We start from the raw sequence: 15,872 nt of genomic DNA on the forward strand, positions 1-15,872 counted from the left end.
TCGTTTATCGCGTGGCGGCGTCTTGTAGCAAAAGTCTGCCCGCCTCGTTCAACAGCAACTCGCGTTCCAGTAATTCCTGTCGCGCGGGCCTCCACTCGGCCAACGTCGCGGCCGGGGAGGGCAACGGTTCCGCCTCGGCGCGCTGCCGCCACTGTTCGGCAGCCGGCTCGTCACCCAGATAGGCATGCGCGATAGCCAGAATTGCGTAGTCCGCGCTGCCGGGCGTCCAACCGGGGGTGCCTAGCAGTTCCTCGAACTGTTGCAGCCCCTGCTGGTACTGCCCGGACCTGAGCAGCGCAAGCGCCAACGTGCGCTGAAAGGCGATTTTCTTGGTATTACCGGCGAGCGCCCGCTGGGCCATCTCCAGTATTTCCTGAGGATCCGCCCCGCAATTCGGAGCCATCGCGCACGTCCAGACCATCACGCGCAAGAGGTCGGGCTCGGCGTGCGCAGAGAACAAATCGATAAGGCGGCGGCAAACCGCCTGGTACGAAGATTCCGCGCCTTGCGCGAGTGCGACCCGTGCCTGATCGAGCAGCATCTGGGCAATCGCCGTATCCGTCTCACCGCGGCTTTCGGCGGTTTTATCGATGGCCTCGTTCAGTGCGGCAAATGCCGCGGGCAGGTTCCCCGCCATCTCGTCGGCCAGCGCGGTCTGGCGTAGCGTAGAAATCAGATGCGCCGCGGACTCCTTATTGTTGGGAATTGCGCGGGCCAGCGCCAACTCCTGCCGGCAAAGATCGCTCGATTCTTTAAGGCGATGGTCGGCGTACAACAGGTTCAGCAACTCCTGCAGGCAGACCGCGCGATTCGTAAGATTCGAGGACTCGTAGCGAAAGATTTCGAGCGCCTCGCGCAACACCGCCTCGGCTTCGGACGTTTCGCCGGTCTTGAGCAACGGCTCGGCCATGCGCACTTTCGTCAGCCCAATGGCGCGATGGCGATCACCATAAATGGCACGGCACAAGTCGAGAGTATCGCGATAGACCGCCAACGCCTCCTTGTTGCGTGCGGAGCTGATCAGCGCTTCCGCCCAGGTGTAGTGGGGCCAGATCAGTACCGGGTGGCGATCGCCAGCCGCAACGCGGATGCGGGCGATTGCGGCCTCGATCGTGGACAAGGCGGCGCGTCCACTTCCCACGCGAGATTGCACGTAGGAGCGCAACATCAGCAGTAAGCCGGCGCCGATGTCCGAGTCGCCGTTTTCAGACAGCACGCGATTGGCCTCGGCCAATAGTGCCGCGGCATGCATGGCCTTCCTTTCCACCTCGTAGCGCAGCATGCCCAGGCCGATTAGCGCGAAGCCATAGCGCATCGGATAGGCGTGCTCGCGCTGGTGGAAGCGCACGACCTGTTCCATGAGCGGCACGGCCGCCAGTTTTTCTTCCGCGCTGCTATGGCCGTTCGTCACGGCCATCCATGCCAGGTTGAACTTGGTGCGAATCGTGTCCGGGTCGTCAGGGCCCAACTCCCGTAAACGGATGGCCAGCGCTCGCTCCAATAATTGCCGCGTTGCGCTGAAATCGAAATTCGCGAAACGCAACGTCGCCAGATCGTGCAGACTCTCGGCCGTTTCCAGGCTGTCGGGTCCGGACAACTGCTCGCGGATTCGCAAGCTGTCTTCCAAGAGCGGCTGCGCCTCTTGCAGCATCCCCATCGTCACGTAGACGCTACCGATAACGGCCATCAGCTTCGCCTGTACGGCGGGCTGGTCCTTGAGCTCGCCGCGTAGCGATTCGGCTCCCTGCCGCAGGATATCGACGGCGGTCAAATCGGCCGCGTGGTCGACGTGCGCTTGAAAGCGAATTCCCTCGATACCGACCGGATCGGCCGAACGGAACATGCCTTCGAGGAAATTTGCCACGCCGCGCGTCGTTTCGGACTCGCTGCGGGCCCGAGCGGCAAAATCCGCGGCCCGCGAGGCCTCGTACCTGGCTTCGGCCGTCGCCGTTTGCTCGCGCGCCCGCGCCCGATCGAGTCGCACGGCCGCGACCGTCGAAACGACGGCAATCGTGGTCAGCAACAGCAGCACGGCCGCCGTCAGTGCGGCGATCCGTGGGTTGCGGCGCGCCCACCGCGCCAAGCGCTCGGCCCGCGTGATGCGCCGCGCGTGAATCGGTTCGCCGGACAGGAAACGGCGCAGATCGTCGGCCAGCGCCTGGGCCGATGAGTAACGTTGGCCGGGCTGCTTTTCCAAGCACTTCAAGCAAATCGCTTCAAGATCAGCGCTGATCGCCGGACGTAACTGGCTCGGTGCCGTCGGCTCCTCGCTGAGCACGCGTTGCGTACATTCCGCGTCCGAGCGGCCGGAAAAAGGTCGCTCCCCGGTCAAAGCCTCGTAGAGCACGGCGCCCAGACCGTAAACGTCGGTCGCGGGGCCGATGGCGGCAATGCGTCCCTCGACTTGTTCGGGCGCCATGTAGCCCGGCGTGCCGAGCGCGACTCCCGTGATCGTCTCGTTGCTGGTCGTGCCTTCGAGCTTTGCCAATCCAAAGTCGCCCAGCTTTGGCACGAACGGGAGGACGTCCCCGGCGGCAGCCTCGCTGTCGACCATCGGGCTGCAGTCATCAAGCAGCACGTTACTCGGCTTGATATCGCGGTGCAGGACTCCTTGCGAATGAGAGTATTGCATGGCATCGGCCAGCTGCGCGATAAGTTGCGCCGCTTGCCGCGGACTCAGCGGCTCGCGCCGGGTGTGCAGCCATTGCGCCAACGTCGGTCCGGAACAAAAGGCCGACGCGATGTAACCCACGCTCCCCGCTTCGCCGACTTCGTAGACCGAAACCAGGTTCGGATGCGTCAATCGCGCCGCCGCCCGCGCTTCGAGCAAAAAGCGGCGCCGCAGGGCCGAAGAGAGTAGGGCTTCGCGGCGTGGCACTTTCAAGGCGACCTGCCGCTTCAGCACCGGGTCGAACGCCAATAGCACCACGCCATGCCCACCGACACCCAGTTCGCGTTGAATGAGAAAGCGGCCCAAATGCTGCGGCGCCTTGCACTGCCCGTGCAGGGCAGACAGCACGTCTTCCAGCGGGTCGGTCGTCGTCTGAAGGGCCGGCGTGTCGCCGCCATTGAGGGGCAACATTTCGTCGTCGCGTGCCTCGCCGATAGTCGCCATGAGCTCGAGCAAATGCTTGCCGCGCGCTAATTGATCTGCGAGGTCGCCGGGAGCCGCGTCTTGCTCTGCCGCCTCCGGAATCGGCGTTCCTTCGGCAAGCGCTTGCTGATACTCGACCAACCGACCGAGCAGCCGTTCCTCATCAGGGCTAAGGTCGTCGAGTTCGTTGGCGATATCCATCGAGCGGCCCCCAACGCGTGGCACAACGTTCAATTCGCAAGGTGGAAACGGGCGCAGGGAAGCCTTCGACGATTCATGACGTTTAAGATCGACATCCGTCGGCACGCTCGAGGTAGGTTTGCCCCGGTCCTTAGCGCCTGCGCCAACACATGGCCGCGCGATGTCGAAGTGCGTGCTGCGAAACCTACGGTGCGAGTTAGCTCGCGCGAGCGATCCTGCAGGTCCGGCGCTCAGCTACTGGTTGGGGCAGTTCAGATGGCCACCCTTGACTCAACCGGGGCCGCGCCGCTGCAAAAAAACGCTTCCTCGCAGGTAAGAAGACACCCCAACACCGCAACCGAGAGTATCCGCCCGGGCCTACGCGAAAGCAAGCATTTTGACCGACGCATTCCGGCGCGGCGATATCATTCGAACGGGTGGTTCGCTGGCCGTAGCGACGCATTCTCCGCACGGCTACGATAGTGCCCAATCCTCTTCACGCACCGCGTCGCCAGGCGAGCCCCGATGGAAGAAGCCAAGCTGCACGATCCCGACGCGCTAGACGATGCCAACATCGCCGATCCGCCGCACAATCTGTGGAGCGCCTTTCGCAAGATTGGTCCCGGCATCATCCTGGCCGGCAGCATCATTGGCTCGGGCGAGCTGCTCTTGACCACCGCGCTGGGTGCCAAGTACGGCTTCGTGTTTCTGTGGCTGATCCTGTTCAGCTGCGTGATCAAGGTCTTCGTCCAGATCGAGCTGGGGCGATACTCGCTATCGTCGGGTTTGCCCACGCTGACGGCCTTGAATGCGTTGCCAGGTCCCCGCTTCGGCGCCCATTGGCTGGTGTGGTGGTGGTTCATCATGCTCTTGATCACGGTGTTCCAGTTGGGGGCCATGGTCGGGGGCGTCGGCCAGGCGATGAATCTCGCCTTTCCAAACGTCTCGCTGCAACTGGCCGATGGCTGCGAATCGTTGGCCCCGGGCCTGGCCGACATCATTCGCAGCAAGCCGGAGCACCCCTGGGCCGTGCTGACGGCGCTCGCGGCGATCGTGCTGCTCTTGAGCGGCGGCTACAAACGGATCGAACGCGTGACGACGGCACTCGTAGCCGGCGTGACGCTGATCACCGTGGCGTGCGTCGCCATGCTGCCCGGCATGGGCTATCCCGTGGGTTGGAGTGACATCCGCGAAGGCTTCTCGCTGGACGTGCTGGCGCTACCGGCGGCGGCGATCGCCGCGGCCTTCAGCACGTTTGGCATCACAGGAGTTGGGGCCTCGGAATTGTACGCGTATCCGTACTGGTGCCTGGAAAAAGGGTACGCCCGTTTCACGGGGAATTGCTCGCCGTCGCCCGACTGGGCGCGCCGTGCCCACGGCTGGATGCGCGTCATGTACCTCGACGCCTGGTTCAGCATGGTGGTGTTCACCGTCGCGACCGTGTCTTTCTACGTGTTGGGGGCGACAGTCCTTCACCGGCAGGGTCTCGTGCCGGAAAAGTCGCAGATGATCGAGACGCTGTCGAACATGTACGTGCCGACTTTCGGCGCCTGGACGAAGATCGTGTTCCTGATCGGCGTATGGGCCGTGCTGTTCAAGACACTGTATGTGGCCTCGGCCTCGAACAGCCGGTTGACCGCCGACTTTCTCGGCCTCGCCAATTTCGTGAGTTACACCACCGACGCCGATCGCGACCGCTGGATTCGCCGCTGCTGCATCGCGTATCCCGCGCTCGGTATGATCTTCTATCTGTGGTGGCGCGATCCGAAGGGGATGGTGATCTTGGGCGGATTCGTGCAGGCGGCGACATTACCCATCATTTCCGCCGCAACGATCTTCATGCGCTATCGCCGCACGGACCCGCGACTGGCGCCCTCGAAGCTGTGGGACGCCTGTTTGTGGCTGGCCCTGGTGACGATCACCGCCGTCGCGATGTACGCCGTGCCGTATTGGGCGATCTATGATTTCTGGCCCGCAGTGTCGGGTTGGTTCTCGCCGGGCACGTGAGGCGCTGCAGCCGCTGCCGCGCAGCGATAACTATTAGCCCAAAGTGCCGGCGAGGGGGCAACGATAAACGGCGAACCACCCTCGCTGGCGTTTCGGGCTAGTGATGGATTCGATCAAAGTCGCGTTACTACGTCTTGTAATAGATGTCGATCACTTGCCGCAGCATGTCGTGAACGATCGTCTTGTCGGGAATTGCCGCGGCCAGGCCATAGATCGGGGCCATGCCTCCTTCGGCGCCTGGATTCGCCCGGACGTGCTCGACCGATTCCTTCAGATCCTTAACGAAACGCTCGGCCACTCCTGGCTGCGCCTGACGTAGCGTAGTGCTGACGTGAATGGCCGCCGGGTGTTGCAGGCCGGTCAATGCCCACTTGCGGTGCGACATCTGGTCGAGCACTTCGTAGATGTTCAATTCATCCGACGCGAACGAAAAGACAGCGAACGTTTCGCCCAGCAGCTTCAGCTCGGGAATTTCTTCAATCCCCTTCTTCATCACGGCCACGGCATCGAGGATGGCCTTGGCGCTGTTCAGATAGTTGGCTTCGCCCATCGTCACCAGCGATGCCCAGCAAGCGGCGCTTAGACCGCCGGGCCGGCTGCCGGAAAAGGTTGGCGAGTAGTACAAGCCGCCCGGCCAATCGGCGATGGTGAAGAACTGGTGGTGCCGCAACTCGCGACCGCGATACAGGACGACGGACGTTCCTTTGGCCGCGTAGCCGTACTTGTGCGTATCGCACGACATGCTGGTCACGCCGGGCAAGCGGAAATCGAACGCCGGCACGGGATAGCCGAGCTTTTCGGCCCACGGCAGGAAGTAGCCGCCGAGGCAGGCATCGACGTGGCAGCCGACGCCGTGTTTTAGCGCCAGGTCCGAAATCTTGTCCACGGCATCGATCGTGCCATATGGGAAATTCGGCGCTGACGCCACGAGCGCGATTGTGTTGTCCGTGATCGCGGCCGCCACGGCGTTGACGTCGGCGCGGAATTGGTCGTCGAGCGGCACCGGCACGAGCTTGATGTTGAAATACTGCGCCGACTTGTGGAACGCCGCATGGGCCGAACGCGGCACGACGATCTCTGGCTCGGCAATACCGCGCTTCTCGCGGGCGTAATCACGATAGGTCTTCATCGCCAGCAAGATGCTTTCCGATCCGCCCGAGCTGACCGACCCGCAGACGCCGTTTTCCGAGTCGAACGGTTCACCACATGCTTCGGCCGACAGCATGTGCGCGGTCATCGACACGATTTCCGCTTCGAACTTGGCCGCGCTGGGCCATAGGTCCGAGTGCAGTTGATTGGCCTGCGACTGCGTGGCGTAGACGCGATTCATGAATTCGATGTGCGCTTCATCGCCGTGATAGACCGAGCCCGACGCGTATCCCTCGCGCCAGCGACCGGTTTCGGTGGCTTGCAGCTTTTCCATGATCGCCAGCACTTGCTCGCGCGGCAGTCCCGCCTCGGGCAGCCGATTCACGGCCGGCAATTGCTCGCGATACGGATGCATCATTTCATCGAGCGGCTGCAACAGGCCCAGTTCTTCGGCAAGGTTTGACACGGGTTTGTTCTCCGTTTTGTGCAAGGTCGACCGGCGACAGCAATGGCGCGGTCTTGATGATGATTGTTTTGCTTGTTCGTTATTACTCAGAAGCTATTTCGATCCGTTCCAGCGCTTGAAGAGCGCGCGATTGGCTCGATAGGCACGCACGAATTCGCCGAACCAATGATCATACACGGCGCGGTTCTCCAGTCGCGGCGTAAAGACGCGACTGGTTTTCACGATTTTTGGGATGTCGTCGACATTCAGGCGGCCGAGCCCCATCAGGGCCAGGTACGCCGCGCCACGCACGATGGCATGGTTCGGCTCGGCGATCTGGCGGATCGGGCGATCGAAAACGTCGGCCAGGATCTGGCACCACAGTTCCGACTGAGCGCCGCCGCCGCTGAACCGCAATTCGGCGTAGCGCCGGCCGAGAAAGCGCTCTTGCGCCGTCAGCAGCCAGTTGAGATTGTAAGCCACGCCCTCGAGCACCGCACGCAGGGCCTCGGCCCGACCGGTTCGCAAAGTTTGATTCAAAAACCCGCCCCGCATGAAGGCGTCGCCCGTCGGCGGCCCGGCTCCATTCACCCAGGGGAGAAAGATCAATCCGTCGCTGCCGGCCGGCACGTTGGCCGCCAGGCTGAGGGCGTGCTGGTAACGATCAAAGCCCGCGACCGGTTGCAGGTTCGGGTCGTTGGCGAAGAACCAGCGATCGACAAACAATTCCAGGCATTTGCCGGCCGGGCCTTGTTCGGCCACGATCAGGTTCCGTCCGGGAATCGCTGCCGGCATGGTCCCCATGTACGAGCCGATGCTGGTCTTCTTGAACGGGATGTGGCAGGTAAGCCACGATGACGTGCCAATGCACAGGTGGCCGTCGAAATCATGTACCGCGCCCGAACCCACGGCCGCTGCCGAGGTATCGCCACAGCCGACGACAACTTGCACGTGAGAGCCCAATCCCCACTCCGCGGCGGCCGCGGGCAGGATCTTTCCCAGCACCGAAGTGACCGGTACCAGGTCCGGCATTTTTGCCCGGTCGACGCCGGACCACGCCAGCAAACCCGGGTCGTAGTCCACCTTGTTCAGGTCGCGATTGTCCGTCAGCAGGTACGGAAAGATCGTGGCTTGCGTCGCCGCCATGCGTCCCGTCAAACGCATGCCGAGATAATCGGTTGGCTCCAACAGCGCGTGCGTCTGCTGATAAACGTCCGGGCAGCCATGCTTGATGAACAGCACGTGCGCCAGCGCATCGTTGCCGGAATGGACTGGCACACCGCCGGTCAGGCGCAGCCAGCGGACGAGCTTGCGGGCGCCATAGCCGGCGACCTTGATCAGCCCGCCGGTAATTTCGCGCGTGTAGGGGGCGCCGCGCGAGTCCATCCAATGCACGGCCCGCATCAGTGGCTTGCCCGCCCGGTCGACCGGCACGGTTACGGACCATTGGCCGGTGCAGGTGACGCCGATAACGTCCTCGATCGGCGGCCGGGCTACGTCGAGCACCTGGCGCACGCCGTGCGTGCAGGCGCGCCACCAATCCTCAGGATCCTGTTCCACGCCACCGGCGGGAAGGAAATAGGTCTCGATGTGCTCGCGGGCGTGCGCCACCATCTGGCCGTCGTCGGCCACGAGCGCAACTTTCGGGCCGCTCGAACCAAGGTCGATGGCCAGTACGAATTGACGCCGGTCGCTACGGGGCACGAAGGGCTCCTCGCCACGGCCACGTTCGGGCAGGAACAGCCCCAGGCACTGGCCAAGCGGATGAGAATCTTCGCATCGTAGATTTGGCAAAATGGAGAGTCAATTGCCCAAGGCGAATCGCCATTCGGGGTAGTTTTTGGGGCGTGCCGCGTTGGGCCAATCCACCCGTAGCCAACTCGCCGCCGACAGGCGAAAATATGCCTCTACACACTTTTCCGGGGCGGCTAAGATACGGGCGGCGTTTGACGGCGGTGGGAGGACCTGCGTGACACAAGCAGCTGAGAACAAGTCGGGCGCGGCATGCGACGTCGTGATCCGCAATGGCCAATTCTTCGACGGCGCGAACTCGCCGGCGGCCACGGCCGACGTGGCGATTGCCGATGGCAAGGTAAAAGCGGTCGGGCCGCAATTACCCCTGACGGGCCGCCGCGAAATCGATGCCCGCGGCCAGTGGGTGATGCCTGGCATGCTGGACATTCACACCCACTACGATGCCGAGGTCGAGGCCATGCCTGGCCTCGAGGAATCGGTCCGCCACGGCGTGACCACGATCGTGATGGGCAATTGCTCGCTTTCGGCAGCGCTCGGAAAAACCAAGGATATTCTCGACCTGTTCTGCCGCGTCGAAAGCTTGCCGCGCGACGTGCTGTCGCGATGGCTGGGCGATTCGATCCCGTGGAACGGCGTGCGCGAATACTACCAGCACCTCGACCAGTTGCCCGTCGGACCGAACGTGGCTTCGCTGCTGGGGCATTCGAACGTTCGCGCCCACGTGATGGGGATGGAGCGCAGCCTGCAAGTAAGCAAGGCCGAGCCGCAAGAAGTTCGCCAGATGCAAAAGATCGTCGAGGAAGCGATCGACGAGGGCTACCTGGGCCTGTCGATCGACATGCTCCCTTGGCACCGGTTGGATGGCGAGCCGTTCCGCGGCATCTCGGTTCCCTCGCAACACGCGCATCCGAACGAATACCGCCGCCTGGCCGAGCCCGTGCGCGCGAGCGACCGCGTGCTGCAAGCCACGCCGAACGCGCTGACCAAGAGCACCGTCGCCACGCTGGGCATGTTGAGCACGGGCATCGGCCGCAAGCCGCTGCGGACGACGATCGTGGCCGCAATGGACGTCAAGACCAATCGCGCCATCTATAAGATCGCCACGATCGGCGGCACGGTACTGAACAAGTTCTTCCGTGCGAACATCCGCTGGCAAGCGCTAGCGGAGCCGTTTTTGAACTATTGCGACGGCGTGCATACGCCGCTGTTCGAAGAATTCCCAACCGGCGTCAATGCCATCAGCGCAACCTCGTGCGAGCGGAAGCAGATGTTTTCCGACCCGGGCTTTCGCCGCGACTTCCGCCGCGATTGGGAAAGCGCAAGCGCCCGCGTGTTCCACCGCGATCTGGCCGACATGTGGATCGTCTCGTCGCCGATTCCGGGACAAGAAGGGAAATCGTTCGACGAGCTGGCCCGCGCCGAGGGCACAGAGCCACTCGAGTACTTCATGAACCTGCTGGCCGAGCACGATTCGGCAATTCGCTGGAAGACCGTCGTGACGAACGACCGGGAGGAAGCGCGGCAGTTCATCTTCGCCCACGATACGACGCTGCCCGGGTTCAACGACTCGGGCGCACACGCGCGCAACATGGCCTTCCAGGACGGCGGGTTGCAGATGTTGCAGCAGGTGCTGTTGAATCCGCAACTGATGCCGATCGAGAAGGCCATTCACAAGCTCACCGGGCAATCGGCCGAGTGGCTGGGCCTTGACGTCGGTGTGTTGAAGCCCGGCGCCCAGGCGGACGTCATCGTTGTCGATCCACAAAAGCTGCGCACGGGGCTGGGCCCGCCCATCGAGCACTACGACGATCGCTTGCACGGCGCCATGCGGATGGTGAAGCGCTCGGACGGAGTGGTACGGCAAGTGCTGGTCAACGGGAAGGTCGCCTTCGAGGATGCGACGTTCGTGCCGGAGTTCGGCCGCGAACGCTTTGGCCGGCTGCTGCGTTCGCAGCGATAAAGCACCAGAGCTTACGGCGCCTCAACCATGGCGCGCGCCTGGAACTGCCCTTATCAGGCGTGTCGCGGCGGATCGCTGTCCAGGCGATGCGGCACGTAGTATCGTCCGATCCATTCGCGCTCGGCCTCGAGCCAGAGATTTACGTCGGCATGCTCGGGGCAACCGGCGTCGAGCCAGCGAGAATAGGCCAATTTACGAATCGCGTCCCTGATGACGTTTAATTCGTCAGCGGTGCAATCCAGCATCTCTAGACTTGTGTGCATACGTTCCTCGCTGCCCGATGACCTCGATAATCTTCGCGGCTCGTCCCCGATGTTCAAGGGATCGTCCGTCGCGTCCGAAGGGGATGACGCCCAGTGCGATCCGTTCCTGCCGAACCGCCGCTCGATGGCCGGCGGCACTCCGCACTTGATCAAAGCTACCTTGCCGAATACGTCGGCGGGGAAGGACCGCGACGATTCTGCAACTCGTGACGTGGCCGGCACATTCGGCGAGTCATGCGGCGATTTTGCACATCGCATCCGCGAATTTCCGGAGGCGCGCTCGCCCGAGAGGCTCATGGCTTGCAGGTCCCAAACGGGGCTTTTCCTGTGCGGACTTTCGCCACGTGCAACTGCTCGACCGAGGGACAGTTCCGTTTCAGTCCACGGGATGCCTACCGCTCGCTCCCTGGTCCTTCTTGTTGTAGAGGCATTCCGCTACTGCGCCGATCGCGGCACCAATCACATAGGCAATCAGATCCGGGCTATTGAACGAAGCGCCGAGGACAAGTCGGCCGAGGCGCGTTGACCGGATCACATCGATCCAGGGCGCGTGATAGAGTTGAAAAAACTCGACGGACCACGCGATACAGATCGTGCCCAGGGCAATACGTGCGGTAGAGCTTCGACGAAAAACACAGCCCAGGCCGAAAAACACAACGAGCGCCCAAAGGGAGTCTCCGCCGTACTTCGCAAGGAAGCTTGGAAGCGGCAGCAAACCTGACCGCCAAAACAGGCCCGCCGCGATCACCAGCGTAGCCGCTAAGCCATACGCCGGCCGACTTCGTTGTCGCGGAGTTGTTAAGGCGTTCATTGGGTCCAGGGCGAGCATGATGCCCAACTTTGCGCTGCGAAATGTGTCCCCTGCTGTCGAATGCCAGCTAGCGGGATTTCCTCTTAATTTGGCGATCCCTGAATGACTTTGCCGATTTCGGTGACTTTTCCGGCGCCGCATGCCGAAACATAAGGGCAGTTCCTGAAAGATGATCGCGGTAGCGATGCTGGCAGTCGCCCGCGCGCACCGTCCTACGACTGCGAGGGATCACGATCATGAAAAAGTGCATGGGGTTCGCCGCCTGGTTTCTGGCAATCCTTTCCGCGGTATCCGTGCCAAAGGTCGCGGCGCAAAATCCGCGCCCCTTCGACGACTACACGCCGCCTTCGTCGGTCAGTCCCTATATGAATCTGATGAACAATAATAACAACGGCACCGAGGCCAGCTTGTTCATGAATTATCAGCTGTTCGTGAAGCCGCAGCTCGAGCAGCGGCGCATCAACAAACAGTCGGCAAGCGCGATTCGCGAATTGCAACAACAGCAACAGCAACCAACGCGAAGCACGAAATCATCCTCCACCAGCGAAGGGAATTCGAAACTGCGCGCCACGGGACATGTCGCTACGAGGGTCAATTATTCGCACTATTACCCGACCCTCAATCGCCAGCCAAGATGAACGTGGCATGGCTGCCGGATGCGGCGTGTCGGGAAATTGATCGCCGATCGCGCGGCCCCCATAATGGCTTGCTGGCCAAGCTGCTCCTGGCCAGGTCCGAACCGGACCGCTCGCTATGTTGGGCAGCAACAATTCTTGCGGCCCGTCCGGGTAACCACGCTCGTTGCAAGGGCTGGAGATTGTCCTAACAGACCGGCAGTGGCGAAAACGGTCTTGTAAAAGGCGCCGCGCTCGATCACTCTCAAGGCCGCAGTCGCTCTCCTCTTTACCGGCGTGCGGCTTGCCGACGGCATGTCTCGCCGAATCCACGCCAGCGGCAACCCGCCAGGGGGCGCGGCGTCAGCATTTCGGAAGACTACGGCGATGCAAATTCCTTCTCCCCGCACGACTTTCCCGCGGTTGCGGGTCCGCGTGGCGATGAACGCGGCGGCGCGCGAGAACTTGATTCCGCTGACGGCGGTGCTCGTCCCTATCTACCTCGTCTCGGGAATCTTTCGCGCCAGGTTTTTCCACACGCTGAACGATACGATCGTTTTTGCGGAGTTCGCCTCCGCGGCCCTCACGTTCGTTTTGCTGTGCCTGATCATGCGGTTCGATCTGCAAGGCCGCTGGGTGCATTCGACCCTGGTGGTGGTGGGGCTGGTGGCCATTGTCGATAGCCTGATCCAGCTTTATCACTCCCATAGTCCTTGGGATACCACAAATCTGGCGCTGATCGTGGGAGCCACGGGCATCGTGTCTCTCTCCATCGTTGCTTCGGCCCTCTTGTATGTCGTCACGTGGACAGGCTGGCTTGGCTGCATGCTGTTGTACCCCAACGGACTATGGATCCACTTCGGATTCTTTTTATTGTGGACCACGGGCATCGCCGTGGCGGTACAAGCCGCGCGCACGAAGTTATTGCGACGATTGTTCGAAAGCGAGTCGCAGCAGCGCGAAGAGCTCGAACGATTGGTCACCGAACGGACCCGGCAGTTGGCCGACTCGCGCGAACAACTGCGTCACTCCGAGCGACTGGCCTCGGTTGGCACGCTGGCCGCCGGAATCGCCCATGAAATCAACAACCCGGTCGGCATGATGCTGCTCTCGGCCGAGCAGTTGCTCGCCACGTCGCCAGCGGAAGAGGAGTCCGTCGCGCATCTGGCGCATGACATTATCAACAATGCGAAGCGGTGCGGACAAATCGTGAAGAACGTGCTGCGTTTTGCTCAGCACGATTCGGCCGAACACCGTGCCGACGACATTAACGCCGTGGTGCGCAGCGCCGTCGAGCTGGTGCGCTCGTATGCGGAGCAGGAAGGGGGCCTGATTCGGCTCGAGCTGGCCACGGATTTGCCGCAGGTGCTACTGAACCGGGTGGAATTGGAGCAGGCCCTGGTCAATCTCATTCGCAACGGGATCGAAGCCGCCAGCGAGCGCCCGACGCAGGTCACGATCAGCACGACCTCCACAGGTTCCCGTGTGCGCATCACCGTATCGGACAACGGCCGCGGCATCGAAACCGAATACAGGGCCCGGGTGTTCGATCCCTTTTTCACCACGCGGCAAGGCGGCGGAGGCACGGGATTGGGTCTGAGCCTGGTTTACGGGATTGTTACCGACCATGGCGGCACGATTCGCATCGAAAGCCCCTCCGAGGGCGGCACATCCATGATCGTGGAGCTGCCGATCGTGCAGAGTGCGCTGGACGTAGTTAGCTAACCGCTGTTACCCGCCCGCCAAGGCGCCGATGATCGCGTACGGCTCGCTGCCCGCGACGACGGCATCGGGCAGAGGCGCATCGGGCGATTCGTGCGACAGGTCTTCTTCGCAGGCGAAGAAACGCACGAAGGCCCGGCGCCGGCCGGACACCTGATCGCGAATCGTGCCGCGCAGGCTCGGATAGCGCTCCTCGAGCGCGTCGAGCACGGAGCGCTGCGTCACCGTCCCCGTGACGTCCAATTGCACCTCAGCGCCGGTCTGCGCCAGCACGCGCAGCGGAGTGGGAAGCAAAACGCGGATCATGCGAGTGTCTGCACTTCGACGGATAAGACTGCCGGTAAATCACGAACGATGGGCGACCACCGGTCGCCTGAATTGGCGGACGCATAGACCTGTCCACCCGTCGTACCGAAATACACGCCGCACGGATCGAGCTTATCGACGGCCATGGCGTTACGCAGCACGTTGACGTAGCAATTGCTCTGCGGCAGCCCGTTGGTCAGAGCTTCCCAATCATGGCCGCCGGTTCGGCTGCGATAGACTTGCAACTTGCCGTCAAGCGGAAAGTGCTCCGCGTCACTCTTGATCGGTACGACGTAAATCGTTTCCGGCTCGTGGGCATGCACGTCGATGGGAAAGCCGAAGTCGGTCGGCAGATTGCCGCTGACCTCGCGCCAGTTGTCGCCGCCGTCGTCGCTGCGCATCACGTCCCAATGCTTCTGCATGAACAGCACGCCCGGGCGCGACGGATGCATGGCCATCCTGTGTACGCAATGCCCGACCTCGGCCGTGGGATTGGGAATGTATTGCGAGTGGAGTCCGCGATTGATGGGCTTCCAGCTTTGTCCGCCGTCGTCGGAGCGGAACGCGCCGGCCGCCGAGATCGCCACGTAGATCCGTTGTGGGTCGGTCGGATCGAGGATGATCGTGTGCAGACACATGCCTCCGGCGCCGGGCTGCCAGGAAGGCCCCGATTCGTGACGGCGCAAGCCCGATAGTTCGTGCCACGACTGGCCGCCATCGGTCGAACGGAAGAGCGCCGCGTCCTCAACGCCGGCGTACACGGTATCGGGGTCCGTAAGCGAAGGCTCGAGATGCCAAACGCGTGCGAACTCCCAAGGATGTTGCGTGCCGTCGTACCACATATGCGTGCCGGCTTCGCCATCGTAGACGAATTTGTTGCCGACCGGAGTCCAGGTCCGGCCGCCGTCGTCCGATCGCTGCATCGTTTGGCCGAACCAACTACTCGATTGCGACGCGTACAGCCGATTCGGATCGACGGGCGACCCCTTCACGTGATACATCTCCCAGCCGGCGAAATGCGGGCCGCTGACATCCCATTTCTCGCGCTTGCCTTCGGCCGTGAGAATAAATGCTCCCTTGCGGGTTCCTACGAGAACGCGAACGCTGCTCATCGATGGATCCTTATGCGCCACTCGGGCGATTGAAGTCTGTGAATTCGTGCGACGTTAATTTGCTCGGGCGACTAAGACTAGCGTGTCAGGGGCAACAACGGACGCAACCGCGGATCGCGCAGCAGCAGAGCCAGCCATACGATCGCTCCGAAAACGATCGGGGCAATGGCAAGAAGTCCTTCACTAGCATGCACGTGGGTGGCCACCGCGCCGCCTAGATAGCCGGTCAGCAGAATCGCGCCCAAGTAAGCCGTGGGCGGAATCAAGAACAGGACCGCGCTCACCAGCTCGACAACGCCGATGAGCCTCAGAGACCCCGCCGGATAGCCGTATTTTTCAAAACCCTCGGCCGCGCCCTCTGACCCCGAAATCGCCGAAATCGAGGTCGCCACCAACAATAGCGCGGGCAGGATCGTAAGAACCCAGCCGGCCCAATACAACTTTCGCGAAGCAGGCGCCGCGGCTGTCGTCGATGACATGATATTCCTCCAACTGTTGAATTCGCGCGGGATGG

The 15,872-nt window shown here is 62.4% G+C and carries 12 protein-coding genes; 4 read left to right on the top strand and 8 right to left on the bottom strand.

All coding sequences use genetic code 11. The features are described from left to right. Window positions 1-4: 4 nt before the first annotated feature. A complete protein-coding gene (locus tag VHD36_18455; GenBank protein ID HVU89315.1) occupies window positions 5-3,319 on the bottom strand; it encodes a serine/threonine-protein kinase in 3,315 nt (1,104 codons plus the stop codon). Between the two features lie 480 nt (window positions 3,320-3,799). On the opposite strand from VHD36_18455, the gene VHD36_18460 reads away from it, so the two are divergent. Further along, complete coding sequence (locus tag VHD36_18460) at window positions 3,800-5,281, top strand: Nramp family divalent metal transporter (protein ID HVU89316.1); 1,482 nt, start codon at window positions 3,800-3,802, stop codon at window positions 5,279-5,281. A gap of 127 nt (window positions 5,282-5,408) precedes the next feature. Here VHD36_18460 and VHD36_18465 read toward each other — a convergent pair whose 3' ends face one another. Both VHD36_18465 and VHD36_18470 read right to left on the bottom strand, forming a co-directional pair. Then, window positions 5,409-6,836 (bottom strand): aminotransferase class V-fold PLP-dependent enzyme, encoded by a 1,428-nt coding sequence (locus VHD36_18465; protein HVU89317.1) that lies wholly within the window; start codon window positions 6,834-6,836, stop codon window positions 5,409-5,411. A gap of 93 nt (window positions 6,837-6,929) precedes the next feature. Next, window positions 6,930-8,519, bottom strand: coding sequence for an FGGY-family carbohydrate kinase (locus tag VHD36_18470; GenBank protein HVU89318.1), 1,590 nt, complete (start codon window positions 8,517-8,519; stop codon window positions 6,930-6,932). A gap of 265 nt (window positions 8,520-8,784) precedes the next feature. On the opposite strand from VHD36_18470, the gene VHD36_18475 reads away from it, so the two are divergent. After that, window positions 8,785-10,530, top strand: a complete 1,746-nt coding sequence (locus VHD36_18475; GenBank protein ID HVU89319.1) for an amidohydrolase family protein — start codon at window positions 8,785-8,787, stop codon at window positions 10,528-10,530. Between the two features lie 53 nt (window positions 10,531-10,583). On the opposite strand, the gene VHD36_18480 is transcribed toward VHD36_18475, so the two are convergent. Together VHD36_18480 and VHD36_18485 are read right to left on the bottom strand one after the other, a co-directional pair. Next, a complete protein-coding gene (locus VHD36_18480) occupies window positions 10,584-10,793 on the bottom strand; it encodes a DUF2934 domain-containing protein (GenBank protein HVU89320.1) in 210 nt (69 codons plus the stop codon). A 376-nt stretch (window positions 10,794-11,169) separates the two neighbouring features. Beyond that, window positions 11,170-11,622, bottom strand: a complete 453-nt coding sequence (locus VHD36_18485) for a DUF2809 domain-containing protein (GenBank protein HVU89321.1) — start codon at window positions 11,620-11,622, stop codon at window positions 11,170-11,172. 218 nt (window positions 11,623-11,840) lie between these two features. Here VHD36_18485 and VHD36_18490 point away from each other — a divergent pair, with 218 nt between their 5' ends. After that, on the top strand, window positions 11,841-12,242 hold the full coding sequence (locus VHD36_18490) for a hypothetical protein (protein ID HVU89322.1): 402 nt from the start codon (window positions 11,841-11,843) through the stop codon (window positions 12,240-12,242). A gap of 363 nt (window positions 12,243-12,605) precedes the next feature. Continuing rightward, window positions 12,606-13,943: an ATP-binding protein gene (locus VHD36_18495; GenBank protein HVU89323.1), complete on the top strand. Its 1,338-nt coding sequence runs from the start codon at window positions 12,606-12,608 to the stop codon at window positions 13,941-13,943. A 6-nt stretch (window positions 13,944-13,949) separates the two neighbouring features. On the opposite strand, the gene VHD36_18500 is transcribed toward VHD36_18495, so the two are convergent. The 3 genes from VHD36_18500 to VHD36_18510 form a co-directional block, all read right to left on the bottom strand. Continuing rightward, complete coding sequence (locus VHD36_18500) at window positions 13,950-14,246, bottom strand: MoaD/ThiS family protein (GenBank protein HVU89324.1); 297 nt, start codon at window positions 14,244-14,246, stop codon at window positions 13,950-13,952. Further along, window positions 14,243-15,358, bottom strand: coding sequence for an exo-alpha-sialidase (locus VHD36_18505; GenBank protein HVU89325.1), 1,116 nt, complete (start codon window positions 15,356-15,358; stop codon window positions 14,243-14,245). Before VHD36_18505 ends, VHD36_18500 begins: the two co-directional genes overlap by 4 nt. Before the next feature lie 77 nt (window positions 15,359-15,435). Further along, on the bottom strand, window positions 15,436-15,837 hold the full coding sequence (locus VHD36_18510; GenBank protein ID HVU89326.1) for a DoxX family protein: 402 nt from the start codon (window positions 15,835-15,837) through the stop codon (window positions 15,436-15,438). Window positions 15,838-15,872: the final 35 nt, after the last annotated feature.

The sequence above is a fragment of the Pirellulales bacterium genome, assembly GCA_035546535.1.
Taxonomy (GTDB): domain Bacteria; phylum Planctomycetota; class Planctomycetia; order Pirellulales; family JACPPG01; genus JACPPG01.

Coding starts and splice junctions, on each gene's coding strand:
- VHD36_18510 (HVU89326.1), bottom strand. CDS start 15,837: ATGTCATCGACGACAGCCGCGGCGCCTGCTTCGCGAAAGTTGTATTGG.
- VHD36_18500 (HVU89324.1), bottom strand. CDS start 14,246: ATGATCCGCGTTTTGCTTCCCACTCCGCTGCGCGTGCTGGCGCAGACC.
- VHD36_18490 (HVU89322.1), top strand. CDS start 11,841: ATGAAAAAGTGCATGGGGTTCGCCGCCTGGTTTCTGGCAATCCTTTCC.
- VHD36_18485 (HVU89321.1), bottom strand. CDS start 11,622: ATGCTCGCCCTGGACCCAATGAACGCCTTAACAACTCCGCGACAACGA.
- VHD36_18505 (HVU89325.1), bottom strand. CDS start 15,358: ATGAGCAGCGTTCGCGTTCTCGTAGGAACCCGCAAGGGAGCATTTATT.
- VHD36_18460 (HVU89316.1), top strand. CDS start 3,800: ATGGAAGAAGCCAAGCTGCACGATCCCGACGCGCTAGACGATGCCAAC.
- VHD36_18480 (HVU89320.1), bottom strand. CDS start 10,793: ATGCACACAAGTCTAGAGATGCTGGATTGCACCGCTGACGAATTAAAC.
- VHD36_18495 (HVU89323.1), top strand. CDS start 12,606: ATGCAAATTCCTTCTCCCCGCACGACTTTCCCGCGGTTGCGGGTCCGC.